At 57.9% G+C, this 25,219-nt stretch carries 25 protein-coding genes; 6 read left to right on the top strand and 19 right to left on the bottom strand.

The window, feature by feature from the left end; translation table 11 throughout:
- Positions 1-102: 102 nt before the first annotated feature.
- Positions 103-1,521, bottom strand: a complete 1,419-nt coding sequence (locus GGQ73_RS19030; protein WP_183897445.1) for an aminotransferase-like domain-containing protein — start codon at positions 1,519-1,521, stop codon at positions 103-105.
- Positions 1,522-1,613: 92 nt separating this feature from the next.
- Between GGQ73_RS19030 and GGQ73_RS19025 the strand changes: the two genes are divergently transcribed.
- Positions 1,614-1,913, top strand: coding sequence for a DUF1127 domain-containing protein (locus GGQ73_RS19025; protein WP_174153067.1), 300 nt, complete (start codon positions 1,614-1,616; stop codon positions 1,911-1,913).
- A gap of 111 nt (positions 1,914-2,024) precedes the next feature.
- Here the strand turns inward: GGQ73_RS19025 and GGQ73_RS19020 are convergent, their stop codons facing one another.
- From GGQ73_RS19020 to bcp, 14 genes are all read right to left on the bottom strand, one after another.
- Positions 2,025-2,438 (bottom strand): hypothetical protein, encoded by a 414-nt coding sequence (locus tag GGQ73_RS19020; RefSeq protein WP_174153068.1) that lies wholly within the window; start codon positions 2,436-2,438, stop codon positions 2,025-2,027.
- Between the two features lie 59 nt (positions 2,439-2,497).
- On the bottom strand, positions 2,498-3,169 hold the full coding sequence (gene purQ, locus GGQ73_RS19015) for a phosphoribosylformylglycinamidine synthase subunit PurQ (protein ID WP_183897444.1): 672 nt from the start codon (positions 3,167-3,169) through the stop codon (positions 2,498-2,500).
- A gap of 17 nt (positions 3,170-3,186) precedes the next feature.
- Positions 3,187-3,429 carry a phosphoribosylformylglycinamidine synthase subunit PurS gene (gene purS / locus GGQ73_RS19010; RefSeq protein ID WP_174153070.1) on the bottom strand — a complete coding sequence of 81 codons (243 nt, stop codon included), beginning with the start codon at positions 3,427-3,429 and terminating at the stop codon, positions 3,187-3,189.
- 17 nt (positions 3,430-3,446) lie between these two features.
- Positions 3,447-4,211 carry a phosphoribosylaminoimidazolesuccinocarboxamide synthase gene (gene purC, locus GGQ73_RS19005; protein ID WP_045230303.1) on the bottom strand — a complete coding sequence of 255 codons (765 nt, stop codon included), beginning with the start codon at positions 4,209-4,211 and terminating at the stop codon, positions 3,447-3,449.
- Positions 4,212-4,334: 123 nt separating this feature from the next.
- Complete coding sequence (locus tag GGQ73_RS19000; protein WP_183897443.1) at positions 4,335-4,562, bottom strand: hypothetical protein; 228 nt, start codon at positions 4,560-4,562, stop codon at positions 4,335-4,337.
- Between the two features lie 24 nt (positions 4,563-4,586).
- Positions 4,587-7,133 (bottom strand): sensor domain-containing protein, encoded by a 2,547-nt coding sequence (locus tag GGQ73_RS18995; protein WP_252094041.1) that lies wholly within the window; start codon positions 7,131-7,133, stop codon positions 4,587-4,589.
- Positions 7,134-7,290: 157 nt separating this feature from the next.
- Entirely contained in the window at positions 7,291-7,863 is a 573-nt protein-coding gene (locus GGQ73_RS18990) for an RBBP9/YdeN family alpha/beta hydrolase (RefSeq protein WP_183897442.1), read from the bottom strand.
- Positions 7,864-7,990: 127 nt separating this feature from the next.
- Positions 7,991-9,298 carry an adenylosuccinate lyase gene (purB, locus tag GGQ73_RS18985; protein WP_183897441.1) on the bottom strand — a complete coding sequence of 436 codons (1,308 nt, stop codon included), beginning with the start codon at positions 9,296-9,298 and terminating at the stop codon, positions 7,991-7,993.
- 123 nt (positions 9,299-9,421) lie between these two features.
- Positions 9,422-10,099 carry a ribulose-phosphate 3-epimerase gene (gene rpe, locus GGQ73_RS18980; RefSeq protein ID WP_183897440.1) on the bottom strand — a complete coding sequence of 226 codons (678 nt, stop codon included), beginning with the start codon at positions 10,097-10,099 and terminating at the stop codon, positions 9,422-9,424.
- 109 nt (positions 10,100-10,208) lie between these two features.
- Complete coding sequence (locus tag GGQ73_RS18975; protein WP_183897439.1) at positions 10,209-11,303, bottom strand: branched-chain amino acid ABC transporter substrate-binding protein; 1,095 nt, start codon at positions 11,301-11,303, stop codon at positions 10,209-10,211.
- A 136-nt stretch (positions 11,304-11,439) separates the two neighbouring features.
- On the bottom strand, positions 11,440-11,856 hold the full coding sequence (locus GGQ73_RS18970) for an NUDIX domain-containing protein (RefSeq protein WP_183897438.1): 417 nt from the start codon (positions 11,854-11,856) through the stop codon (positions 11,440-11,442).
- A 2-nt stretch (positions 11,857-11,858) separates the two neighbouring features.
- On the bottom strand, positions 11,859-13,379 hold the full coding sequence (locus GGQ73_RS18965; RefSeq protein ID WP_183897437.1) for a DEAD/DEAH box helicase: 1,521 nt from the start codon (positions 13,377-13,379) through the stop codon (positions 11,859-11,861).
- Between the two features lie 209 nt (positions 13,380-13,588).
- Positions 13,589-14,854, bottom strand: coding sequence for a M23 family metallopeptidase (locus GGQ73_RS18960; RefSeq protein ID WP_234911028.1), 1,266 nt, complete (start codon positions 14,852-14,854; stop codon positions 13,589-13,591).
- Between the two features lie 86 nt (positions 14,855-14,940).
- On the bottom strand, positions 14,941-15,408 hold the full coding sequence (gene bcp, locus GGQ73_RS18955; protein WP_183897436.1) for a thioredoxin-dependent thiol peroxidase: 468 nt from the start codon (positions 15,406-15,408) through the stop codon (positions 14,941-14,943).
- Between the two features lie 177 nt (positions 15,409-15,585).
- Between bcp and GGQ73_RS18950 the strand changes: the two genes are divergently transcribed.
- Positions 15,586-18,990, top strand: a complete 3,405-nt coding sequence (locus GGQ73_RS18950) for a YhdP family protein (protein ID WP_183897435.1) — start codon at positions 15,586-15,588, stop codon at positions 18,988-18,990.
- A 19-nt stretch (positions 18,991-19,009) separates the two neighbouring features.
- On the opposite strand, the gene GGQ73_RS18945 is transcribed toward GGQ73_RS18950, so the two are convergent.
- The 3 genes from GGQ73_RS18945 to GGQ73_RS18935 are packed head-to-tail and all read right to left on the bottom strand — an operon-like array spanning position 19,010 to position 20,708.
- Positions 19,010-19,717, bottom strand: coding sequence for a TIGR02281 family clan AA aspartic protease (locus tag GGQ73_RS18945; protein ID WP_183897434.1), 708 nt, complete (start codon positions 19,715-19,717; stop codon positions 19,010-19,012).
- Positions 19,714-19,908, bottom strand: a complete 195-nt coding sequence (locus GGQ73_RS18940) for a DUF1289 domain-containing protein (RefSeq protein ID WP_183897433.1) — start codon at positions 19,906-19,908, stop codon at positions 19,714-19,716. Before GGQ73_RS18940 ends, GGQ73_RS18945 begins: the two co-directional genes overlap by 4 nt.
- A 17-nt stretch (positions 19,909-19,925) precedes the next feature.
- Positions 19,926-20,708 carry an adenosylcobinamide-GDP ribazoletransferase gene (locus tag GGQ73_RS18935; RefSeq protein ID WP_183897432.1) on the bottom strand — a complete coding sequence of 261 codons (783 nt, stop codon included), beginning with the start codon at positions 20,706-20,708 and terminating at the stop codon, positions 19,926-19,928.
- 136 nt (positions 20,709-20,844) lie between these two features.
- On the opposite strand from GGQ73_RS18935, the gene cobT reads away from it, so the two are divergent.
- Together cobT and GGQ73_RS18925 are read left to right on the top strand one after the other, a co-directional pair.
- Positions 20,845-21,867, top strand: a complete 1,023-nt coding sequence (cobT, locus tag GGQ73_RS18930; RefSeq protein WP_174153084.1) for a nicotinate-nucleotide--dimethylbenzimidazole phosphoribosyltransferase — start codon at positions 20,845-20,847, stop codon at positions 21,865-21,867.
- A gap of 7 nt (positions 21,868-21,874) precedes the next feature.
- Positions 21,875-22,294, top strand: coding sequence for a diacylglycerol kinase (locus GGQ73_RS18925; protein ID WP_183897431.1), 420 nt, complete (start codon positions 21,875-21,877; stop codon positions 22,292-22,294).
- Here GGQ73_RS18925 and GGQ73_RS18920 read toward each other — a convergent pair.
- Positions 22,291-23,826 (bottom strand): sensor histidine kinase, encoded by a 1,536-nt coding sequence (locus GGQ73_RS18920; RefSeq protein WP_183897430.1) that lies wholly within the window; start codon positions 23,824-23,826, stop codon positions 22,291-22,293. The genes GGQ73_RS18925 and GGQ73_RS18920 overlap by 4 nt on opposite strands.
- A gap of 108 nt (positions 23,827-23,934) precedes the next feature.
- On the opposite strand from GGQ73_RS18920, the gene GGQ73_RS18915 reads away from it, so the two are divergent.
- Together GGQ73_RS18915 and GGQ73_RS18910 are read left to right on the top strand one after the other, a co-directional pair.
- Positions 23,935-24,513 carry a thermonuclease family protein gene (locus GGQ73_RS18915; RefSeq protein ID WP_183897429.1) on the top strand — a complete coding sequence of 193 codons (579 nt, stop codon included), beginning with the start codon at positions 23,935-23,937 and terminating at the stop codon, positions 24,511-24,513.
- A gap of 9 nt (positions 24,514-24,522) precedes the next feature.
- Positions 24,523-25,167 carry a uracil-DNA glycosylase family protein gene (locus GGQ73_RS18910; protein WP_183897428.1) on the top strand — a complete coding sequence of 215 codons (645 nt, stop codon included), beginning with the start codon at positions 24,523-24,525 and terminating at the stop codon, positions 25,165-25,167.
- The last annotated feature ends 52 nt before the right edge of the window (positions 25,168-25,219 follow it).

The raw sequence follows: 25,219 nt of genomic DNA, 5'->3' as shown, positions 1-25,219 counted from the left end.
TTTCGGTTGTTTACCGCAAGAGGCGGCAAGGTGCGACAGGAAAATGCCCTGAGGTCATCGCAAAAGCTGAGTTCACCCCTATTTTCGTTGACGGCTGCCGTCTCAGGCTACGCCTTCGTAGCCTGCGGAGCCGTTGTCCAGCAGTTGACGCAGAATATCGAAAGCGTCAGTCAGCTCGCGCCGGGTTCTGGGTGCCGAAAAGCTGATGCGGACGCGATGAAAGACTTTTTCCGAACGTCCAGCTTTGAACTCATCCTCGTCATCGATAAGGATGCCTTCCTTCATCGCGGCGCTGCGGAAGGTGCCAGACAACCATGGCTCCGGCAGCTTGAGCCAAAGAAAGGGAATATCCGGCAGGGAGTTGAACTCGAAGTCGGAGAAACTACGTCGGGCGATCTGCTCACGCGCGTTGATTTCGGCGGTGCAGTCTTTGAGAATGTCGTGTGCATCGCCGCTATTGACGAGGCGTGCGCAAAGTTCCGCCAACAGGAACGGGAGGCCGCCCGTCATCATGGCGTGGGAAATGCGAATGCGCGACGCGAAATTTGACGGGCAGGCAACCCAGCCGCCGCGCACGCCGGCCGAAACCGATTTCGACAGACCGCCGACGACGAAGGTGAGATCCGGCGCGAACTGTGCGATCATTGGCGGCTGATCAGTGACCAAGGCGCCGTAGAGATTGTCTTCGATGATCCAGACATTGTAACGGCGGGCGATATCGGCAACGGCGCGGCGACGCTCGGCGGGCAGAATGGCGCAGGTCGGGTTCTGGCCCGTTGGCATGAGAAAGACCATTTTCGGGTGCTGTTGCGCACAGACCCGCTCGAAGTCTTCGGGAATGATACCCTCCTCGTCACTGTCCACGACGGATGCACGGCGACCGGCCAAAATGGCGGCCCTTGCAATCTGGGAATAGGTCGCCGCCTCGAAAACAATGCGGTCTCCGGGCGAGGTCATGGCGGTGATGACGCCCATGATGGCCGCATGCGCGCCAAGTGTCGGCACGATGTTGTCTGCCGTCGGCGACCAATCTCCCTGTGACAGCCAGCGAACCCCGGCCTGCGACCATTCCTGCGGAAACGCTCTCGCATAATCGGTGATCTGGAAGGAGCATTCCTGAACGATATTCGAAATATGGCGATCGATCAGCACGTTCTGTCCGACATCGGGTGCGGCTGTCGTGTTCAGGCGATATCGATTGGGCGTGTCCGAGGTTGGCCGCGTGCCGCCGAAGGAGGCGACTGCGCGTTCCAGTTTGGCCGTAGGGCTTGGCGTGATGCTCGTGTTCACATAGGTGCCTCGCCCCACCTCACCACTGACAAGGCCACGCTCATGGATGAGTGCGTAGGCGCGGCTGATGGTGCCGATCGTCACGCCCAGATCAAAGGCGAGATTTCTCTGGGGCGGCAGCTTTGCGCCAGCGGGCAAGGTCCCGTCGGAGATCGCAGCTTCGATGCTATCTGCGAGCTTGATGTAAAGCGGGCCTGTGCCGTTGGAGAGGTCTGGTGTCCAATTTGTCATGGTGACAATATATGCATTGTATTCATTATTATGTCAATTGTATCTGTAGTGAAACGGATGAATGAAGGCGCGTTTGCGTTGAGAGGTACAATATGCTCAAGATGGATCAATACAATCAGGCAATAGATACAATGTATCCGGATGGGTACCAGCGCGAACGGATGTTTCGCGATAGTGGCGATATGGTCGATCCGAAATCGGCTGTCGTTGCGCAGGGCGTGTTTGGGCGATTGATCGCGGTGATTGGCTCCTGGCAGAGCAAACGGTCGGGCAGACTGGCGCTTCGGGAATTGGCGAACGAGCAATTGCATGACATTGGCGTAACACGTGAGCAGGCGTTGAGGGAGGCTCAAAAAGCGTTGTTTTCGTCCTGGCTCACACCGCCACGTTGAACCCGCCTACTTTTCTGCCGCAAGCATCGCCAAATTCCCCCTGGCGCTGCACACCATTGTCGGCAGAGCCCGCCATGCGCCAGTCCCAACCGGCGCGGGCGGGTTTTCTGTTTACGAGCAGCCCTTGCCGCCGTTCGCCCAACGCTTGACGTCGGTGGAGATGCGGGCCGAATGCGGTTCGTTCATGGCAGGGCCGAAAGCGTCGATCTTGGCAGGGTTACCTTCCGCCTGCACGACGAGCATGGGGCGCGATTCCGGGCTGTTGCGCGGCACCAGCAGAATGCGGGGGCGGCCGGAGAAGGAATTGAGCTCAGGCGCGAGGCGGTAGGCCTTGAACGCCGGGTCGCCTGACTTGAACCAGCAGGCATTGGCACCCAGTGCGACGCGCTCCATGACCGGGAGTGCTGCTTGCGATGTGGATGCGGAGGTGGCCGGTTTTCTGTCGGACTGGCAAGCAGCGACAGAGAGAGCCACCAGGCCAAGGCCTGCAATGTTCAATGCGCTACGAAGGGGCAGGCGGTTCATCGCTTCAATCCATGTAAGTGAAATACAACAAAGCCGGTGTAACCCGGCTTTGTTAATATTTACGCTGCGATGACGCCAAGGGCGGAAGCAAAAATGCCGCGCCCGTCATTACCGCCATGGGCGGCTTCGATAAGATTTTCCGGGTGCGGCATCATGCCGAGCACGTTGCCTTGGGCATTGATGATGCCGGCGATATCGTTGAGCGAGCCGTTGGGGTTGGTGCCATCGGCGTAGCGGAACACGACCTGACCCTTGTCTTCCAAAGACTTGAGCTGTTCCGGTTCCACGAAGTAATTGCCATCATGATGGGCGACCGGAGAGCGAATGATCTGGCCCTTGTCGTAGGCGCGGGTGAATTCGGTGTCGCTGTTGACGACTTCCAGCTTCACTTCACGACAGACGAATTTGAGCGAAGAATTGCGCATCAATGCGCCGGGCAGCATACCTGCTTCGACCAGGATCTGGAAGCCGTTGCAGACGCCGAGAACCTTGACGCCTTTGTCAGCCTTTTCCCTGATAGCCTGCATGACGGGCATCCGTGCGGCGATGGCGCCGCAGCGCAGGTAATCGCCATAGGAGAAGCCACCGGGAATGACGATGAGGTCGACATCGGGAATGTCGGTTTCCGTCTGCCAGATGGTGACAGGTGCCTTGCCGGAAATCCGTGTCAAAGCCGCGATCATGTCACGGTCACGATTGAGGCCCGGAAGCTGGACGACTGCGGATTTCATGGGACGGCTCCTGAGCGTCAGAGAATAGCGATAGAGTAGTTTTCAATCACCGTGTTGGCGAGGAGCTTTTCGCACATCGCTTTCAGGTCGGCCTCGGCTTTCGCCCGATCGGCCACGTTCAGTTCAAGATCGAAGACCTTGCCCTGACGAACATGACCAACACCATCGAAACCGAGGCTACCGAGAGCGCCTTCGATTGCCTTACCCTGCGGATCGAGAACGCCGTTTTTCAGCGTAACAGTCACCCGTGCCTTGATCACCTGATACTCTCCTGAATTCACTTGACCAGAACCGGGCCCGTGCCGCGGATCGGTTCATTTTCGTTGATGATGCCGAGACGGCGCGCGACTTCCGAATAGGCTTCCAGAAGCCCACCCATATCGCGGCGAAAACGGTCCTTGTCCATTTTTTCCTGCGTCTCGATATCCCACAGACGGCAGCTATCTGGGGAAATCTCGTCGGCCAGAATGATGCGCATCATATCGCCTTCGTAAAGGCGGCCGCATTCGATCTTGAAATCGACGAGCTGAATGCCGACGCCGAGGAAAAGACCGGACAGGAAGTCGTTGACGCGAATGGCAAGCGCCATGATGTCATCAAGCTCCGCCGGGTTTGCCCAGCCGAATGCGGTGATGTGCTCTTCGGAGACCATCGGGTCTTCGAGCGCGTCGGACTTGTAATAGAACTCGATGATGGAGCGCGGCAGAACCACGCCTTCATCGATACCCAACCGTTTGGAAAGAGAGCCGGCGGCAACATTTCGCACGACGATCTCGAGCGGGATCATCTCCACTTCCTTGATCAACTGCTCGCGCATGTTGAGGCGGCGGATGAAGTGCGTGGGAATGCCGATCTTGTTGAGGTGCGTGAAAAGATATTCCGAAATACGATTGTTCAGAACACCCTTGCCGTCGATGACCTCGTGCTTTTTCTTGTTGAAGGCGGTTGCGTCGTCCTTGAAGAACTGGATGAGAGTTCCTGGCTCTGGACCTTCGTAAAGGATCTTGGCCTTGCCTTCGTAAATACGGCGGCGACGGTTCATATTAACAAATCTCTTGGTTGGCGCCGGATGGGCGGCGTTCGTTTCGTGTATTGAAGCGGTCCCATAACGGAAAAGAAGCCATTCGACAATGAGGCAGGGGCTGCGTTCGCTTCGATTGTGGCCCTAGCCTGCTGCTTCTACGAGACTGTCGTCCCGCCGTTGGGCCTTTTCAACAGGTTTATTTCTGCCAAAAACGATTTGGGCAGAGTGTGCGACAATAACAAGCAGTAAAACACGGCCAAATTTATGCCGATGCTGAAAATGTACAAAATATGCATGGCAGATGACAGGTGTTCGCAACGCAGTCAGCGGGTATTCGATTGCCTTCTTCGCGTGGCCAACTTTGGCCATAGCTGTGTTGTCCACATGCGGTCTTCATTTGGGCAGTGCCGCTGCGTGTTCCATGGCCCGTGACGATCGCTGAATGGCGAAGGGTGCGGTTCTCCAGCCCTCGTTTGTGACAAAGGTGCGGACCTCATCTGCCGGAAGCGGGCGACACAGGGCGTATCCCTGAAGCGAATCGCAGTTCAGGTGTTGAAGGATGCGAATATGGTCTGCGGTCTCCACCCCTTCGGCGATGACCTTGATGCCGAGAGAGTGACCGATATCGATGATGGAGCCCAGAAGCTTTCGCTGCTCGATGGATTGGGACGCAAGCTTCACGAGCTCACGGTCAACCTTGAGCGTGGTGGGGTTGACCTTCAACAGGCTGATGATCGAGGCGTGGCCAGTACCGAAGTCATCGATTTCGATATCGATGCCAAGCGTCCGCAGCTTCTGCAGGTTCGAAAGGGCGATCTCGTTGCTCTCGTCCAGAAAGATCGATTCCAGCAACTCGAAGGACAATGTGCCCGGCTCCATCTTGAGCCCATCCAGTGTTTTGGTCAGCAGCGGATCATGCAGGCGCCGTGCCGAGACGTTGACCGACACCTTTGGTATGGGCAGACCAGTCGAACGCCAACGTTTGAAGTCGATGATCGCCTTTTCCAGAATGACGCCATCGATGGTGGAGACCACGTCGAGGTCTTCTGCAATATCCAGGAATTTGTCCGGGGAAAGGATCCCCTCTACCGGGTGGTTCCAGCGTGCCAGCGTTTCGACACCGGAGATGTCCAGCGTATGGGTATCGAACTGGAACTGGTAGTAGGGAACGAACTCGTCTCGCTCCAGTGCCATCAGAATTTCGTCTGAGACCCGTTTTGTGTTGATCAGCCAGTCCTGCGTATCGGACGAGAAGAACTCATAGCGATTGCGTCCGCTTTTTTTCGCATTGTACAAGGCCATATCCGCATTGAGCAGAAGCTGCTTGTAATCGAAATTCGGGTCCATGCCGCAGGCGATGCCGATGCTGGCACCGAAGCGGCACTCCTGCCCATCATACAGGACAGGCTTTCGCAGTTCCTTCACCAGTCTGTCTGCGATGGACGCAATCTTGCGGGTGTTGCCATTGAAGGGTGACAGAAGCACGAATTCGTCGCCGCCGATGCGGGCTATGAACTCGTTGGTCTTCAAGTTTTTGCGCAGCATGTCCGCGACGTGCCTGAGCATCCCATCGCCGGCGCGGTGGCCCAGCGTGTCATTGATCTGCTTGAAACGGTCGAGCCCGATATGCAGGACGGCGATGCCAGGGCCGGTTCTATCGGCTGCCTGGGTTCGGCGTTCCAGAATGGTGTCGAGATAGCGGCGGTTTGGCAAATCGGTCAGATAATCGTGCATCGCATTGTGCTCGATGCTCAGCTTGGCCGCCTCCAGTTCGCAGGCGCGCGCTTCTGCCAGCATGCGGGCGCGTTCCAGGTCATTGCGCAGTTGCACATCCGCTGTCACATCCCAGTTCACACCGATCATCTTCTTGCGGCCATCCTCATCGATGAAAGGAAGCGAACGCGCACGCACATAGCGGAGCGAGCCATCCGCCCTGACGATCCGATACTCTTCCGAGAAGGGCTGAAGCTCCTTGATCTTGTTTGACACGTTGGTGTCGACGCGTGCCAAATCATCGGGGTGAACACGGGTTTCCCACAAGCCGCCGATTTTCACGGGCGTGGCGGGGTCAACCTCGTATATCTCACACATGCGGTCGTCCCAGATCGTCTCACCAGCCTCAAAATCGACCTCGAAAACGCCGACCTGCGAGGCCTCGAGCGCGACTTTCAGATGGCGCGATATGCGCTCCATCTCGCTTTCCGTCGCCTTGCGTTCCGACACGTCGGTATCCGTGCCCACGATCCGCACGGCCTTGCCGTATTCGTCACGCTCGATACAGGCCCCGCGACATTCGATCCATACCCAGTGGCCATCCTTGTGCCGCTCGCGATACTGGAATGCTGTATAGGCCGGGTCGCCTGCGTTCTGCCTCTCGATGCAGTGCAATGTGTGTTCGCGATCATCGGGGTGGACCAAGTCGACCCAGCGCTCGAAATCCGTCTCGATCTCATCCTCTGCCGTCATGCCCCGAATAGCGCGCCATGTTTCCGAGCCGTACATCTCGCCGGTGACGAAGTTCTGGTCCCAGACGCCCGATAGCGAACTGACCAGTGCGCTATTCCAGCGGCTTTCGCGCTGCGCTATCTCCTGTTCGCGCAACCTCTGAGGCGTGACATCGGTAAACTGGACAAGCACGGTTTTAAGGTCGCCTGCCTGGAAAAAGGAGAAAGACAGGAGCGCATATCGGGGGGCAGACGGTATGCCCACAAGTTGCGCCTCCAACGTTACAGGTGATCGACCTGCAAGAGAATGGAGCGCTTCTGCCACGCGCACTCTGTCATCTGCGTGGATGAAATCCAGAAGATGCGCAGGGTTACTGCAATGGGGCAGAGAGGGGGCGTTAGGCGGCAGGTAGGCGATGTCACCGCCGGGCCAAATCTGGATGGAGGGAACAGGCAGGGCGTCGAGTATATCTTTCAGCAAGAGATCTGGGTTCACACGATCCTGCCATCGTTAAAACGATTAAAACGCACGTGAACGCGCGCTGCCTATTTTACAGGTTATTGTTGCAGACTTAAGCCGTGGTTAAAAGGGAGGTGTGGAAAATTCTGTGTTACAAGTGATAATCGCGGTTTTGCGCGACCATTCAACAAAGTCAGTCGTGAAATGCGGCAGGCGGTTTCAGCTTGCTGAGAAACTGCGCGAACACCATCGTGCCCTCTGGCCAGGGGCCGTGACCCGATTCGGCATTGATGTGGCCTGACATGCCCGCATCGATCAATGTCGAGCCCCAGGCATTGGCAATATCGCCCGCATGCTCGTAGGTGCCGAATGGGTCGTTCTGGCTGGCAATGGTGATTGTGGGAAAGGGCAGGGGATCGCGCGGATAGGGCCCAAACGTCATCAGGTGCTTGGGGCGGATATCCGGGTTTGCAACATCAGGCGGGGCAACGAACATCGCACCGGCAATCTTGTCTTTGATTTGGGGCAGGGCATGCATAACGGTTGGCACACCGAGCGAATGCGCCACCAGCACCACGGGCTTGGTGCAGGCATTCACCTCCGCGACCAGCTTGGCCACCCAATCCTCCCTGACCGGCTTGGACCATTCTGCCTGCTCCACGCGGCGTGCCGTGGAGAGTTTCTCCTGCCAGCGGCTTTGCCAGTGTTCTGGACCGGAATTGGTGTAGCCGGGAACGATGAGGATATCTGCTTCGGATGCTTTCATGCCGCATATCTCGGTGTCATCGTGGTTTCAATCAAGGTGGTGGTTTGTGTCGTTTCGGTAAATCCTCTCTCCGTCATCCTCGGGACAAGCCCGAGGATGACGGAGAAGGGAGGAAAGTCTTTCGACCTCATGCCTTGCCGAAGACGCGATTGAAAATCGTGTCGACGTGCTTGGTGTGATAGCCCAGATCGAACTTCTCGCGGATTTTGTCTTCAGGCAGCGCGGCGCGCACTTCTTCGTCGGCGAGCAGCTCTTCCAGAAAGTCCTTGCCTTCTTCCCAAACGCGCATGGCGTTGCGCTGGACTAGACGATAGCTGTCTTCACGAGAGACACCGGCTTGCGTCAGTGCCAGAAGAACGCGCTGTGAGTGAACGAGACCACGGAACTTGTTCATGTTCTTGAGCATGTTGTCCGGGTAAATCACCAGCTTTTCGACAACGCCCGCCAGACGGTTCAGTGCGAAATCCAGCGTGATCGTCGTGTCGGGGCCGATGGCGCGCTCGACGGAGGAGTGGCTGATATCGCGCTCGTGCCACAGGGCAACGTTTTCCATTGCGGGCACCACCGACATGCGCACGAGACGAGCAAGGCCCGTCAGGTTCTCGGTCAGCACCGGGTTGCGCTTGTGCGGCATGGCGGACGAGCCCTTCTGGCCCGGAGAGAAGAACTCTTCGGCTTCCAAAACCTCGGTGCGCTGCATGTGGCGGATTTCGATGGCTACGTTTTCGATGGATGATGCGATAACGCCAAGCGTTGCGAAGAACATGGCGTGGCGGTCCCGTGGAATCACCTGTGTGGAGACGGGCTCTGGAGTGAGGCCAAGCGCCTTGCAGACATGCTCTTCGACCGATGGGTCGATATTGGCGAAGGTACCGACAGCGCCGGAGATGGCACCGGTTGCGATTTCAGCCCGGGCTGCGACGAGGCGGGCGCGGTTGCGGTCCATCTCGGCATAGAAGCGGGCAAAGGTCAGGCCCATCGTCGTCGGCTCGGCATGGATGCCGTGGCTGCGACCGATGCGGACGGTGTCCTTATGTTCGAAGGCGCGGGTCTTCAGCGCGTTCAGAACGCGGTCCATATCCGCAATCAAAAGATCGGCAGCGCGCACCAACTGGATATTGAGCGTCGTGTCGAGAACGTCGGACGATGTCATGCCCTGGTGGATGAAACGGCTGTCGGGGCCAACGAATTCGGCCAAGTGCGTCAGGAAGGCGATGACGTCATGCTTTGTGACGGCCTCGATCTCATCGATCCGCGCAACGTCGAACACGGCAGCGCCGCCCTTTTCCCAAATGGTCTTTGCGGCTTCCTTGGGGATGACGCAGATGTCTGCAAGTGCATCACACGCATGTGCCTCGATTTCGAACCAGATCCGGAACTTGGTTTCCGGCGACCAGATTGCGACCATTTCCGGCCGGGAATAACGAGGGATCATGGCAATGACTTTCTCTCAGGAAGGAACATGTCTGCCCCTTTAGCAAAGTGTTCCGGCAATCTCAACGCATTCGAGGGCAAGGAACGATGTGGCGAGGGGCAGATGTATGGAGGGATGAGCCGCTTAGCTGCGACCCTGTTCGGCGGATGCGCGCACGGCGCTGACCATGGTGCGGTAATCATCCACGCCGTCACCTTTGAAGATCGCAGAACCCGCAACCAGTACGTTGGCACCGGCGGCAATGACACTTCCGGCTGTCGCTATGGTAATGCCGCCATCGACTTCCAGTTCGATTGGCCTGTTGCCGATCAGTGACTTGGCGGCGCGGATCTTGTCCAGCATGGCGGGAATGAATTTCTGGCCGCCGAAGCCGGGGTTGACGCTCATGATGAGAATGAGATCGACATCATCCAGCACGTTTTCCAGAACCGATAGAGGTGTGGCGGGATTGAGCGTCACACCGACCTTCTTGCCGAGCGAGCGGATGGTTTGCAACGAACGGTGCAAATGCGGACCTGCCTCGGCGTGAACCGTGATGCCATCACAGCCGGCCTTGGCGAAGGCTTCGAGATAGGGGTCGGCGGGCGCAATCATCAGATGGCAATCGAAGAACGCCTGACTGTACGGACGCAGCGCCTTGATGACATCCGGCCCGAACGAGATGTTCGGAACGAAGTGACCGTCCATGATGTCGAGATGAATCCAGTCGGCACCGGCTGCCGTTACATCGGCCACTTCCTGTCCAAGTTTTGCGAAATTGGCGGCGAGGATGGAGGGGGCAATCCGCACGGGAAGAGGCATCTGCAAAGCTCCTAGAATAAACATGTGAGACGCTGACGGAGTTTGGAAAGTGTCCTTCGTCACCGATCCCTTATTGTGCGCATTTAGCACCGATACGTCGCATCAACAATCACGGCTGAGGCAATTGCGCTGAACGCTCGGCACGTTCCACAGGTACGAAAGCCGTTCCGTTCCACTGTTGGAGGCGGTAAGGGTTGGTCTGCAGCTCATGGCGATCGTTGAAAACGATGGGACCGATTACGGTCTCGAATGTGGTGCCAACCAGAAGCGTGGGGGCTGGCTTGCCTTCCGACTGTGTGAGCTCGACCAGTTTTGCCGCGATCTGGGTCACGGCAAAGGCGGGCAGGGTGTACCCCTCCGGCTCCACATTGGCGGCGCGCAACGCGCTCACAGCATCGGCAGCCGATGGCAGCGTTGAGACATCCGGCAATGTAACGGCGAGCACGCCTGTGGGCATGGGGACCGGGATGTTGGCCGCCCGCATCGTATCGCCCGAGAGAATGGTCAGCGGAGCATTTTCCGCTGCGGCATCGCGCGCAATGATGGCGACATCATTCCGCTCGGCGCCGATGAAGACGTGGGTGATACCGGTGCGGGCCAGCCGCCGCACCAATGCGACCTGCTGCTCCTGCGCGGGACGCATCGTGTCGGTGAATGTCGGCTTGAGACCAGATTCTTCCAGCTTGGCGCGGATTTTATCCACCAGTTCGCGGCTGTAGATGGTGCCGTCATCGATCAAACCGAAGGAGTGCCCCTTCCAATCGCGCAATATAGCGGCGATTACGGCCTCCGATTCATCGTTTTCGGATGGTGCCAGACGAAACAGCGGCCAGCCGCTCTTGAGCGTGTCTTCCATCAGGCCTGAGGCGCGGCTGGACAGGGTCATCGCGGGAATGGCCGCGTTTTTCAGCGTTGGCAACGCGTCCGGCAGGGTTTCAGTGCACAGGAAGCCGACGACGATACTGACCTTGGCAGCCACCAACCCGTCGGCAATGGCCCCGCCGCTTCCCTCTTCGCAGCTTTCGTGAATTTCCATGACATCGAGGCCAACTTTCGCCGCTGCAATTTTAACGCCCTGGCGAATTTGCAGGCCGAGCATCTCGTAAGGTCCGCTCTGCGGCGCGACGACACCGATTGTCGCGGCACTCGCTGTACCTGCCAGAGAGAGGCTGGCCGCAATGGTGAGCAGGCGAATAAAATGCATGGCGCGGGGATTTTCCTCTAGCTGTCATGCGATGTTTATCGACACCGGACGGTTTGCAAAAGAGGCAATGCCTTTTAAACGTCCATCCAGCAGAAGTTTTCGCGTATTTTCAGCACTATAGGCTCTTCAGTCCGGTTCACGCCTTGCGATCGCGTAGATGCCGGAAGGCATCGCGGGCAAAAAGGGAGAGGGGCTGAGGAAGATCGTCCATCCCGAACCACCCCATATCCGACAACTTGTCGGGTTCGGTCAGGCTGGGTTCACCCTGGATATCGTCGGCCAGATAGATAAGCGACAACCAGTGTTGTCCGTCCGCGGGAATGATCTGCTCGCTGGCGCAAAGGAAGCGCACGTCACCGATCGTCAGGCCGGTTTCTTCCTCGGCCTCGCGTTTTGCAGCGATGTGTGCGGTTTCCATGTGGTCGACCTTGCCGCCCACAATGCTCCAATGCCCTGCCTCAGGCGGCTTCACGCGCTTGTAGAGAAGCACCTTGCCATCGCGTTCGATGACGAGGCCGGCGCCGACACCTGGGAAATCGATGCCGGGCTTCATGGTCAGGCTTTTGCGGTCGCGACGATCAGCATGAAAGCAGGAATGTCGTCGCCGAAACCGACCGGTGTCGGGCCGTCATCGTGATCGCGGTAGTGCCGGCGGCGATTGTCATCGTTGGCAGGTGGCGAAGAATTGTGGTTACGCTCGAAATTGCGCGGTGCTCTTTCGTGCTTGCGTTCTGCCTTCAACTTGTCGCCTCCATTGGCTGCGATCTCTACGATGGCAGCTGGCTGAATGATCTTTTCTTCGATGTCCGGCTGCGGTGCTGCAGCCTGAACCTGGGGAGCGGCATCGCGACGGTTTCTGTCACGGCCACGACCGCGTTCACGATCTTTTTCCTTGCCGCGGCGCGGACGCTCCGAGGCGAAGCTTTCCATCGGTTCCGGCAAGGCGGTCAGGTCACCATTCAACCATTCGATCTTCTCGTTGATGAGCTTTTCGATGGCGTCGAGATACTTCGTGTCGCGGCGGTTGACGAGCGTGAACGCAGCGCCGGAGCGGCCTGCGCGACCCGTACGACCGATGCGGTGGACATAGTCTTCCGCGTGGATCGGAACATCGAAGTTGAAGACGTGGCTGACATCAGGGATATCGAGGCCACGAGCCGCGACGTCGGAAGCGACGAGCAGGGTAATCTGGTTATCCTTGAAACCCGCGAGCATTTTCGTGCGCGAGTTCTGGTCCATATCGCCATGCAGAGCGCCGACCGAGAAGCCGTGACGTTCCAGCGAGCGGAACAGGTCGGCGACGTCCTTTTTACGGTTGCAGAAAATGATGGCGTTCTTCAGGTCCGTCTGGGCATTGATGAGGTCGCGCAGAATGGCGCGCTTCTCGTAATCCTTGTCATGCGTGGCGACGATGCGCTGCGTGACGGTTTTTGCCGTGGACGATGGCTTTGCGACTTCGATGCGAACCGGGTTCTGCAGGAAGCGGTCGGCCAGTTTCTGGATTTCCGGCGGCATGGTGGCCGAGAAGAACAGCGTCTGACGGGTGAAAGGAATCATCTTTGCGATGCGTTCGATATCGGGAATGAACCCCATGTCCAGCATGCGGTCCGCTTCATCGATCACGAGGATTTCGACACCGGTCATCAGAAGCTTGCCGCGTTCGCAATGATCGAGCAGGCGGCCTGGGGTGCAGATCAGAACGTCTGCGCCGCGCTCCAGCTTGCGGTCCTGCTCATCGAAGGACACGCCGCCGATGAGAAGGGCCACGTTGAGCTTATGGTTCTTGCCGTATTTTTCGAAGTTCTCGGCCACCTGTGCGGCGAGTTCGCGTGTCGGCTCAAGGATGAGGGTTCGCGGCATTCTTGCGCGCGCACGGCCTTTCTCCAGAAGGGTCAGCATCGGCAGCACGAAGGATGCGGTCTTGCCCGTACCCGTCTGTGCGATGCCGCAAATGTCGCGTCGTTCCAACGCTGGCGGAATCGCGCCTTCTTGAATAGGTGTCGGTATCGTGTAGCCGGCACTTTCGATAGCAGAAAGAACTTTTTGGCTCAGGCCAAGATCAGAGAATGTTGTCAAAGGAAAAACTGTTTCCGTGTTGGTTCGAAAAGAACACTTAGCTGTCATAACGGCGACGCCGCAGACTGTAGCGGCGAAATAGGCCGAATTAGCCAGAAAGTCAAGGAAACAGGGATTTATCCCAAAATAAGACAGGTTGCCGCACTGTTTGCAGTGGGGCCGGCAATTGTATTGTCATCAATAACCACGACGGCATCGCGCCGACTGTTCTATTGAAGATAGGTTTTCAGTTCGGTTCCGGCAACCAGAAAACGGGCGGGATCGACCGGATTGTCATTCAGGCGCACTTCGTAATGGACATGCGGGCCGGTCGAGCGACCCGTGCTGCCGGCCTTGCCAATGACTTCGCCGAGCGCGAGCTTGTCGCCTTCCTTGACGAGAATTTGCGACAGGTGACCGTAGCGTGTGGTGATGCCCTTGCCGTGATCGACTTCGACCATATTGCCGTAACCGCCCGAAAATCCAGCGCTCACTACTGTTCCGGCACCTGTCGTGTGCACGTCAGCGCCGGTTTCAGCGACAAAATCGATACCGGCATGCAATGCCAGACGACCCAGAAACGGGTCCATGCGGTTTCCGAAACGGCTGGAAATTTCACGTCCGGGGGCGGGGTTTCCGAAGGGCAGCGACACGGCGGCACCGCGCACGGTCTCCAGCCGGTTGAGTGCCGTATCGAGGTTGCCGAGCTGTTCTTCAAACGTGGCAGCGCTTGATGTCATCGGCTCCACGAAGGGGCCCCCAATATTCTGGGAGGCCGAATCTTCGATCTTGATGCCGGTTCGGCGGATGATGTCGGCCATGGCGTCCGCCTTGGTCTCGGCGCCTGTCGTCAGCGAGGCGATTCGCGTCAGTTGTTCGTTCTCGACCTTGCTGAGCGAGGCGATCATCATCGACAGGCTGCGATCTGACAGTTTTTCGCTTTTGGAGGCGTAGCCGATACTACCCTTCAGGCTGGTCGAGGGCGACGACAGGACGGCGTCGATTGCCTTCGAGGCGCCGGAGAGGCCGGCTCTTTTGTCTGGTGAATAGGCGTTGACCGGTGCTGCCTGATCAAGCGTGTCGGATACGCCCGATTTTTCGGCGCGCTCCAGAAGCTCGCTCATGCGGCCATGACGGGAGGTGAGGTCCTTTTGCTGTGCCAGCAGCTTTTCGACCTTGCGCTCCACGGCCTGCTGGTCGAGCATCTGCTTGGAGGTGACGCGGTCGACCTGCGCACGCAGGGCGGAGATGCGGGCCTCATATTCGGTCTGCATGCGGGACTGGCGGGCGATGGTGGCCCCGACCAGATCGTCGCGCAAGATGAGATAGGCCGTTGCGCCGATATAGCCGACACTCAAAAGGCCAGCGAGACAAAGGCCGGTGGCCGCGAGCCATGGCCGGATGGTGAAGTGGCGCAGTGTGTCGCCACTTGCGAGAATCAAGACGTGCTGCTGGCGTTTTTTGCCAAATGCCAGGTTTTTACCCGCTCCCGTCAAAATCCATCCTCCAGCCGATTGTCGTTCGGCTGGATAGTAATTTGTTAAGGTTAACGAAGTTTTGACGTTGCCGCGTCGAGCAAACCCTAGGACGCTTTGATGGTGTCGAGCACGGCCCTGGCGTGACCCGGAACTTTCACCTTGTTCCAGATCTGGGCGATCTTGCCGTCTGGTGACACGAGGTAGGTCGTGCGCTCAACACCCATATATTTCTTGCCATACATGCTTTTTTCCTTCCAGACGCCATAGGCTTCCAGAACCTTGCGCTCCTCGTCGGACGCCAGCATCACCGACAGGGAGTGTTTCGCGGCAAATTTGTCGTGGCTTTTGACCGAATCAGGCGAGATTCCGATCACAACGGCATTGGCAGCCTCGAATTCGCCGCCCATAGCGCTGAAGTCGATAGCCTGCGCTGTGCAGCCCGACGTGTCGTCCTTGGGGTAGAAGTAGAGCACCACGGCTTTGCCTTTGAGGCTCGAGAGCGCGATGTCTCCACTGCCGTTTCTGGGGAGGGTAAAATCCGGTGCATTATCGCCAATTTTCAAATCTGTCATGGGTGACCTTTCTTTCGCCGGATTGTTGAGTAAATGGGCCATTATTCGATATATACCGAATAAGCGCTTCGTCCAGTCTTGTGGCGAGTCAGACGGTGTGATTGGTTGAGCCGTCACTCCGAACAGGTCTTGATGGTGATTTCAGGGCCGTGGCAATTCCGGGAGCAGGCACGGCGAATGGCGGAAATTCGTGGCGAGAAGGTAAGTTTCAACAAGCGCGACATCCAGCCGCTGCATGCGATGCCCTCTGCCCAGATTGAAGATCCCATCATCGTTCATTGTCCGGCGCCGCGTTCCATGATGCGATCGCTCCTGAAAGTTTTCGCAGCGCTGTTCATTCTGGCCTTCATCTCCATCGGTGGCATCATTTTATCCATCGAGACGGGCTCCGTCGACAATGCGCTCTCGACGCAGGCCAAGCAGGCGCTGGAGCATGCGCTGGGCTCACGTTACGAAGCGCGTATCGGCTCCACATCGGTTCGGTTTGCATCGGGCTTCCAGCTCGCACTGGTGGCGCAGGATGTCGATATCATCGAGCAGGCGACCGGCCAGCACATGAGCCGCGCCCGTGCGATCGGTATGGCGCTCGATCCTCTGGCTCTTCTGACAGGGCGCGTCTCTGTTCAAAGCATCGAAGCGACCGGCATGGAACTCGACACAGCCTTGTTGCCGAAAGGGCAGGGCATCGACATGGCGAAACTGCGTGTCGATGCGGTGCCTGACTATCTGAACATGGCTTTCAAGGCGCTGGATACCTTTGCCCAGACGTTCAAAAGCAGCGGCACGGACGAGATCGATCTGTCGGATATTTCGATCCTTCTTCCACCGAAACAGGACGGTGGTGCACGCACCATCGTGCTGCAGGAGCTTTCTCTGGTGCCAGACGGTGAAGGTGGTTATGCGCTGGACGGCAGTGTCGCGTTCAACGGTGAGGTTGCCACGCTTGCGCTGGCAGCGAAAGGTGCCAATGGCGGCATCGACAATTTCAGCGCCAGGCTCGATGGATTCGATATTGGACCTCTTGTGGAGCTGCACGATCCTGAAGGATTGATGCATCAGGGCCTCAACGTAAAAGCTGGCCTCAACATTCTCGGCAGCCGTGAGCGCGCTGACGCGAAGCCCGCACTGTCGGTGTCGGCAGGCATTGGCGATGGAAAGTTGTATATTGGAGGCGACGCGCAACCCGTGACGGGTGGCAGCATCAATGCGCACTACGATTTCGACAGCAATGTCATTGCTCTGGAAAATTCTGGTTTCACCTTCGGCCAATCCGTTTTACCGCTTCGTGCAAACATCAAGGATAATTCTGAAGGTTTCGATCTCTCACTGAAACTGGAAGGTGCCCAGGCCGTGGCCGAGGCGGGCGGTGAGCCACCCGTACCATTCGATCTGACGGCGGATGGCACCTTCAACAAAACGACGCGCCGCCTGGATTTTCCTGGGCTCTATGTCAAAAGCCCGCTCGGCGATATGGCCGGCTCGTTGAAGGTGACGTTCGGGGTCGGTTCGCCCGAAATCAGTTTCGGCGGTCAGATTGCGCAGATGGAAGCAACGGCTGTGAAGCAGCTGTGGCCGTTCTGGATGGCGCGAAAGGCCCGACCCTGGGTCATTTCGAACCTGTATGGCGGCACCGTTCGCAATGGCTCGATCTCCGTGTTCATACCCCAGGGAAAGATGTGTGGCCCCGGTTGTCCGATGGAGCTTTCCGGCGACGAGTTGCAGATCAAGTTCGATGTGGAAAATACCCGTCTCAGTGTCGCAGGCGATATTCCCCCTTTGCGCGATGCCTCCGCCCATTTCGAGCTGAAGGGCGAAACGATTGATGTCGATATCATCAGGGCGATGTCGTTCTCTCCCTCCAACCGAACGGTGACGCTCGAAAACAGCACGTTCAAGATACAGTCGGTCTATGAGAAGCCGTTGATGGCCGATCTTGATCTCAACCTCTCCGGTGCTGCGGATGCCGTAGCCGAGATGGCGACGTTCCGGCCGATCAATGCCTTGAAGGATTCCGAGTTCAAACCCGGAGACTTTGCCGGGCAGGTGAAAGCCAATGTCAAACTGACAGTGGGTCTGCTGAACAGCCAGAACCCACCACCGCCAGTATGGTCTGCGCACCTCGATCTCGAAGATGTAGCGCTGACACGCCCCTTTGCCGGTCGCACCGTGACGGGTGTCAACGGGCCGCTGACGATCGACCAGCAGGCCCTGCATTTGAAGGGGAAGGGGCGGATCGACGATGTGGCAATGGATATCGATCTTGTTCAGCCGGTCGGAAAGTCCAGCACGATTGCCCGCCAACTGATGCTCAAAGCCACGCTCGAATCGGCGCAGATCGCTAAACTCGCACCGGAGCTGCGAAAGGTTATTAGCGGCACGGCGCTGCTGGAAATCAACGGTAGCGACCCGAAGCGTCAGAGCGTGAAACTTGATCTGTCCAATGCCTCACTTGTTCTGCCCGGTCTAGGCTGGACAAAGGGTCCGGGTATTCCGGCGACGGCATCCCTTGCGGTCGAAGTGGTGGATGGCCGCACCAACATCAGCGATTTCTCCTTGAAGGGCGACGGTTTCGGCGCCAACGGCGAGCTCTCCTTTGACAAGAGCGGGTTGATCTCCGCGAATTTCTCGCGCTTCCAACTATCACCGCAGGATAATTTCGCAGTGGCTGTGTCCTCTTCACGCAAGAACTACACCATCAGTGCCAATGGCAAATCCATCGATTTGAAGCCGCTCATCGCCAAGCTTCGAAACCCTGCGCCAAGTGGCGGTGGCGGTGGGGGTAGCGGATCAGGCTCCGGTGATGGCGATTTCGGCTCTTTCTCGATCAAGGCACAGATCGACAAGGTCTATGGCTTCAACGACGAGGTGATGAGCAACGTCGATGCCGATGTCAATCTGCGCAACGGCAAGCTGCGAACCATCGATCTCAAGGGCGTTACCAGCCGTGGGCAGGCCCTCGTAGCGCAGACCATCAACCGCGGCGACGGCGGGACGATCAACGTGACGACCAGCGATGCCGGATCATTCGTGCGGTTCGCCAACCTTTATTCGCGCCTTCGTGGTGGCCTGCTGAACCTTGCACTGACGACGGCCAACGGAAACGACTGGAGTGGGTCTCTCGACATGCGCAATTTTGCCGTCGTCAACGAGGCCAAGCTTCAGGATATCGTCGCCACACCGACAGGGCAGGATGGACGCAGCCTCAACACCGCCGTTCGGCGCAACATCGATGTCAGCTCGGAGAAATTCCAACGCGGATTTGCGCGGGTTGTCTATGTCAACGGCACGCTTGCGCTGGAAAACGGAGTTGTTCGTGGCGAGCAGATCGGCGCGACGTTCCAGGGCATCGTCAAAGACCAAAACGGCAATATGGATATGACCGGCACCTTCATGCCGGCCTATGGTCTCAACCGGCTGTTTGGTGAGTTGCCCTTCATCGGCATCTTCCTTGGCAACGGCCAGGACCGCGGCCTGCTCGGCATCACCTTCAAGCTGACCGGGCAGACAGACACGCCGCGTCTGGTGATCAATCCGCTATCGCTGATCGCACCCGGTGTGTTCCGCCAGATTTTCGAGTTCTAAAGTTGAAGGCAGCCCGGCGTCATTGATCGCGCAGTCTCAGTTCGTCCGTCTGCATTTGAAGCGAGCCAAGCGTGGACAGGAACGTCATGCCCAGCAGGCTCTGGTCGAGCTGGCCTTCCTGGGCAACGAGGCCTTCCACGTTGCGCCTGACAATCGGGCCGATGGCGAGTTGTCGCAAGCTGACGGGAGCGGCGGATGTGCGGCCATTGGCCGTCATGACCGAGACGGAATAATCCAGACTTTCAACGTTGATGCCAACTGCTTGTGCGTCTTCGCTCGACAGGACCACCGAACTTGCACCGGTATCGACAAGCATGTGGATGCTGGTGTCGTTGACCCGCGCGTCGGTTTCGAAATGGCCGTTCATGGATTTGTTGATGATGACCTCTTGCCCACCACCTTGCGTGGTGACGACAACGGCGCGGCCGGGAATAAGCCCGGCCAGCACCCTTTCTCCAACACGCTGGAAATCGTAGCGGTAGAGATAGAGTACGACGAGGCCGAGAATGATCACAAGCCAGATCGCCATTTGCCGGATGGCTGTGCCGAAGCCACCCCGATTGCCCTGCAAGATGCCGACCGATAGAAGGGCCGCGATTGGCGCCAGATAGAGCGCATGGGCAAAATCGTCGTTGGCGATACCGAATGTACGGCCGCTATCATGATTGAAGATGAGCAGAGCAAGACCGATGCCCAGGATCAGAAAAACAAAGGTCAGCCTGTTCATACGGTCTCGGTCTCCCCGGTGTTTTGAGCGTCGCGGCTCGAGATGCGGTTCGGCAACTCGATCATGATGGCACTGCGTCTTGCATCCCCATAACCTGACCAACCCATGATCTCGTCAATCGTGCGATAACAGCCCACGCAAAGGCCATCATCGGGATCGAGCGAGCAGACGTTTATGCAAGGCGTTTCCATTGGGTTATATCTTCACATCAAACGATCAGGGCAAGTGCAGAAAGCATCACGATCTCCGTGATCTGCTGGGTTGCACCGATGGTGTCACCGGTATGCCCCTGAATTTTGCGGTTACAGTAGCGATTAAAGAGATACGTGGCCGCCAGAGGCGCTGCGAGGGCAAGGATGAAGGGAAACGGCGTATAATAATTCATGGCGATCACGCCCGCGACACCGAATCCGTAGCCAAGTGCGCGCGTTCGCTCTGTCGCCCCTGGCTGCCCCGCCGATGCCGCAACGCCGCTTGGCCGAGCAGGTGCAAGCGCTTGCCAATGCCAGACCATGGCACCCCGGCTGAGACAGGCAACGGCAATGAGACTGATGGCAATGCCCAATGCAGATAGGTCTCTCATCAGCGCGGCAAGGGCTGCCACCCTCAGCAAGAAGGAGAGGATGAGGGCGATGGCGCCGTAGGTGCCGATACGACTATCCTTCATGATCTCCAGCGCGCGTTCTTTCGAACTCCCACCGCCGAAACCGTCTGCCGTATCGGCAAGGCCATCTTCATGCAGCGCGCCGGTGATCAGAGTTGCGATGGTCAGTACGATGACTGCCGACAGAACCGGGTCTGCGTCATTTGCGACGAGAATTGCTGCTACGCAGGCGGACGGGATGGCGATGAGAATGCCAGCCAACGGGAAGACGCGTGACGACTCCGCCATTGAGCGGTGTTCATCTGCAAAGAAGACATCGTGCACGGGGATGCGGCTGAGAAAGCCCAGCGATCGCATGATATCCGTCAGATAATCGCCTGTCCGCAACCGTCTCTCCAGCCAGTGAGGAGATGCCGATCGTATTTGAGGTTGTTCCTCTGCGCATCCCCGATTATGAGAAGCGCAACAAAGACCGATTTGCCGGAAAATACAAGCGTCCGGCGCGACCAGAAAGACCTGTCACATGAGCATGAGCGGATTGCCTTTTGATGATTTTCGTACGCTGCTGCGCGATTTGCCGGGGCCTGATACCTTCGCGCTGGTTGCCGCCAAGGAGCGCAATGCGCAATTGACCAAGCCCGCCGGTTCGCTGGGACGTCTTGAGGAAATCGCGATGTGGCTGGCGGCGTGGTCAGGGCGCGCGCCCGCCGTGAACCGCCCGCTGGTGGCGATCTTCGCCGGAAACCATGGCGTGACCCGTCACGGCGTCACGCCTTATCCATCCTCTGTCACGCAGCAGATGGTGGAAAACTTCGCCGCCGGTGGCGCCGCCATCAACCAGATTTGCGTTACCCACGATCTTGGTTTGAAGATTTTCGATCTGGCGCTGGATTATCCGACGGGTGACATCACCTGCGAACCAGCGCTTTCCGAGCGCGACTGTGCCGCCACGATGGCGTTTGGCATGGAAGCGATTGCCGGTGGCACCGATCTTCTGTGTATCGGCGAAATGGGCATCGGTAACACCACGATTGCCGCTGCGATCAATCTGGCTCTTTATGGCGGCACCGCCGAGGAGTGGACTGGTCCCGGCACAGGTTCGGAAGGCGATGTCATGGCGCGCAAGATTGCCGCCGTCAAAGCGGCCGTCGAATTCCACAGGGATCATCTGTCCGACCCGCTGGAAATCATGCGCCGTCTGGGTGGTCGCGAAATCGCTGCGATGGCGGGTGCCATTCTGGCGGCCCGGGTAGAGAAAATCCCGGTTCTGATCGATGGTTATGTCGCAACGGCGGCAGCGGCACTGCTCAAGGCTGCCAATCCGGCAGCACTCGACCATTGTCTGATCGGCCATGTATCAGGTGAGCCGGGGCATCTTGCCGCTGTCGAGAAGCTCGGCAAGACGCCGCTTCTGGCGCTCGGCATGCGCTTGGGCGAGGGCACGGGTGCAGCACTGGCCGCCGGTATCGTCAAATCTGCGGCAGCGTGTCATTCCGGCATGGCGACCTTTGCAGCGGCGGGTGTCGATACCCGCACCGACCACTGAGATCACGATGGACAAACTCAACATCCCGCCTCCGACAGAACCGGTCTTTCAAAAAGAGACCGGCTTCAGACACCTATTTGCCGCCGCACGTTATTCAGCCCAAGGGCTTGCGCGCCTATGGCAGGAGGCTGCGTTTCGCCATGAGGTGCTGGCCTTCGGGGGAGGGCTGGTGCTGTTGAGTGTCATCGATGCGCCGCTTGCGCATTACATGGTTTTCGCAGGACTGACGCTGGTTCTGTTTGCCGTAGAAGCGCTCAATACGGCCATCGAGGAGATCGTTGACCGAGTGTCGCCGGAGTTCTCGTCTGCGGCCCGGCATGCCAAGGATCTCGGTTCCTTTGCAGTCTTCTGCATGCTGCTGGCCAATGGCGGCTTCCTGCTCTATTCGCTCGTGGACACGTTCTTCCTGTCCATCGTTCTGCTTTAAGCGAAAGAACGTCTGCGCGGCTGGACGACGGGAACGTCCTCGACAGCGGGAATGCTTTGAAGCACCCGTTTGGCCGGCAGGATTGCGATGACCTCGGTGCCCTCGCGCAGTCTGGACTTCAGCACGAACTGGCCGTCATGCTTGGACAGAATGGCCTGAACGATGGGAAGGCCAAGGCCCGTTCCCTGTTCGGCGCTCTTGATGGCGATCGAACCCTGTCCAAAGGCTGACAGGACAACAGGAATCTCATCTTCGGGAATGCCGGGACCATTGTCCTTGATGGACACATATTGGCCACCGCTGGCTGTCCAGCCCGCCTTGATCGAGATTTCACCGCCCTGCGGGGTGAACTTCACGGCGTTCGACAGCAGGTTCAAAATCACCTGGCGCATGGCCTTCTCGTCTGCCCAGACATGGGGCAGGGTGTTTTCGAAGTGCTGGGAAATGCGGATGTTCTTGGCGCGAGCGCGCAACTGGATCATGCCCACGCAATCCTCCGCAATCTCCAGAATCCCTATTGCCTCTTCTTGCAGGTCGTAACGGCCGGCTTCGATGCGGGACAGATCGAGGATCTCGTTGATCAGGTCGAGAAGATGCTGGCCGGAGCGGTGGATATCGCCGGAATATTCCTTGTAGAGCGGATTGTTTAGCGGCCCCAGGACTTCCGACGCCATTACTTCGGAAAACCCGAGGATGGCGTTGAGCGGTGTGCGCAGTTCATGCGACATGGACGCCAGAAAGCGCGACTTTGCCATGTTGGCTTCTTCGGCGCGACGGCGGGCCTCGTCTGACATGGACTTGGCCACTTCCAGCTCCGCAATCAGATCGTCCTTTTCGGACTGGTAGGACAGCAGCTTCAGGTTGGAAAGATAGAGCCGTTTGGTCACGTGGTGGCAAAACAGCATGGCCATGGAAAACATCAGTGCAAGGCCGATTTCCATCGGATTTCGCGAGATTGCTGCCGTTACGCCCAGTGCAACGAGCACCGGTAGAAAGGTCATCAGCATCGAGCGGCGCAACAGAGAGCTCGACATCGAAGTGATCGATAAAGCGATCAACAGGGTCGATCCCTTGTAGAACATGATGAGCGAGGGGTCGCCGGGCGCGATTTTCTGAAGCGCAAACAAAACCCACATCAGGCCGATCATGATCTGCGTGGCGAGGAAAATGTTGTGCCAGGTGTTCAGGTTTGTGGGGTTGAGATCCTGGCGCGACGCTTTTCGCGCAAAGAACAGCGCCAGCGCGTGGGCAGACAAGGCAAGCACAGCCCAGCCAACAATTTGCGGATCGCGACTGATATAGATGCCGACGCCTGTTGCCAGCACGATGAAAAGAGGCATGATCGTTGCGCTTTGCAACGTTTCGACCACGTGCATCTGCAGCATGTCGCGCTCGAAGACACTTGTGCCTACAGGGCCATATTGCAAGCGCTCACGCGTCAACCTGACCGTGTCGAACACAGCCTTGTTGCGCCGCGTCCGGGACCGGTCGACGATATTCTTGTCGGCAGTGGTGCTAGCGCTCTTACTCATTGTACACAACGCGGATAATGCATGGACTTGCAGGCTAGACGGAAAATCTTAAGAAGATGCTGCTGCTAAAGGATTTGTTTGCCATTTATAAAAAGGGTTTGTTCTTACATGAGACGAAAGTCAGGCCGCGGTTTCAGGCCCATCAGGGACGGGCTGATCTTCATTCTCATGATGGTGCTGGGCATCCTGATTGCTGCGCGGCTGGACGGCGCGAACGACGAACGGTTCGCCGGTCGCTTCTATGCTGTCGATGGGGACACTCTTGGGCTCGGTGACAAACGGTTTCGGCTGCTTGGTATCGACGCGCCCGAGATGCGCCAAAGCTGCCAGAGCGAGAAGGGCGAGTGGGACTGCGGTCGGGAAGCCAAGGCCTATCTCACTGCTGTCATTCAGAGCGGAGACGTCGAGTGTGCGGGTAACGACCGTGACAAATACAAGCGTTTGCTGGTGCGCTGCACGGTGAATGATCAGGATGTGGCGGGGCAGGTGGTGGCGGCGGGTCTTGCCGTTACAACGGAATATTTCCTGTTCGGCGACGAACAGAGCCAGGCGCAGGCGCGGCGTGCAGGAATTTGGTCGGGAACCTTCGAGCAACCCAGAGACTGGCGGCGAGAGCACAAGGCTGCCGATATGGACCTGCCGCTTGCCGGGGTGCTGAGTGTGGTTCGTCACGTTTTGGGTTGGTAGGGTCAGGAAATGGTGGTGAGGGCAGAGCAGGAGCAGGCAATGGAAGCATTGCGGCGTGACATCGCGCGATGTCGGATCTGTCGCGACGCACCGCTGAAAGGAATGGATGACCGCTTGCCGCATGAGCCTCGGCCCGTCGCTGTCATTTCTTCTATGGCAAGAATTCTGATTGCGGGACAGGCGCCGGGTTTGCGTGTGCATGAAAGCGGGCTGCCATTCGATGATGCCTCGGGAAACCGTTTGCGCGACTGGCTGAATGTCAGCCGTGAGACCTTCTATGATCGGAATGTGTTTGCGATCGTACCGATGGGCTTCTGTTTTCCCGGCTATGACACCAAAGGCAGCGACTTGCCGCCCCGGCGTGAGTGCGCGCCGCAATGGCGAGAAACGGTTATGAGCGCGATGCCGCAGATCGAACTGATTCTTGCCATCGGCCAATATGCGCAGGCCTGGCATCTGGGTGCGCACCGGATGAAGACAATGACGCAGACAGTACAGAATTGGCGCAGCACGCTGTATTCCAATCATGGCCTACCCGTGCTGCCGCTACCGCATCCGAGCTGGCGCAATAGCGCATGGTTACGTCAGAATGTCTGGTTTGAGGACGAGTTGTTGCCCGTGCTGCGACAGAGTGTGGAAAGGCTTCGGATTTGAAACAAATTTCTTTTTTTCTCTTTTTTTTAGTGTAAACAGAGGAAAATAATTC

The sequence above is a fragment of the Rhizobium skierniewicense genome (assembly GCF_014196515.1).
GTDB lineage: Bacteria > Pseudomonadota > Alphaproteobacteria > Rhizobiales > Rhizobiaceae > Agrobacterium > Agrobacterium skierniewicense.
Note: the sequence above shows the minus strand (reverse complement) of the source record. Positions and strands in the feature narration are given on the sequence as shown.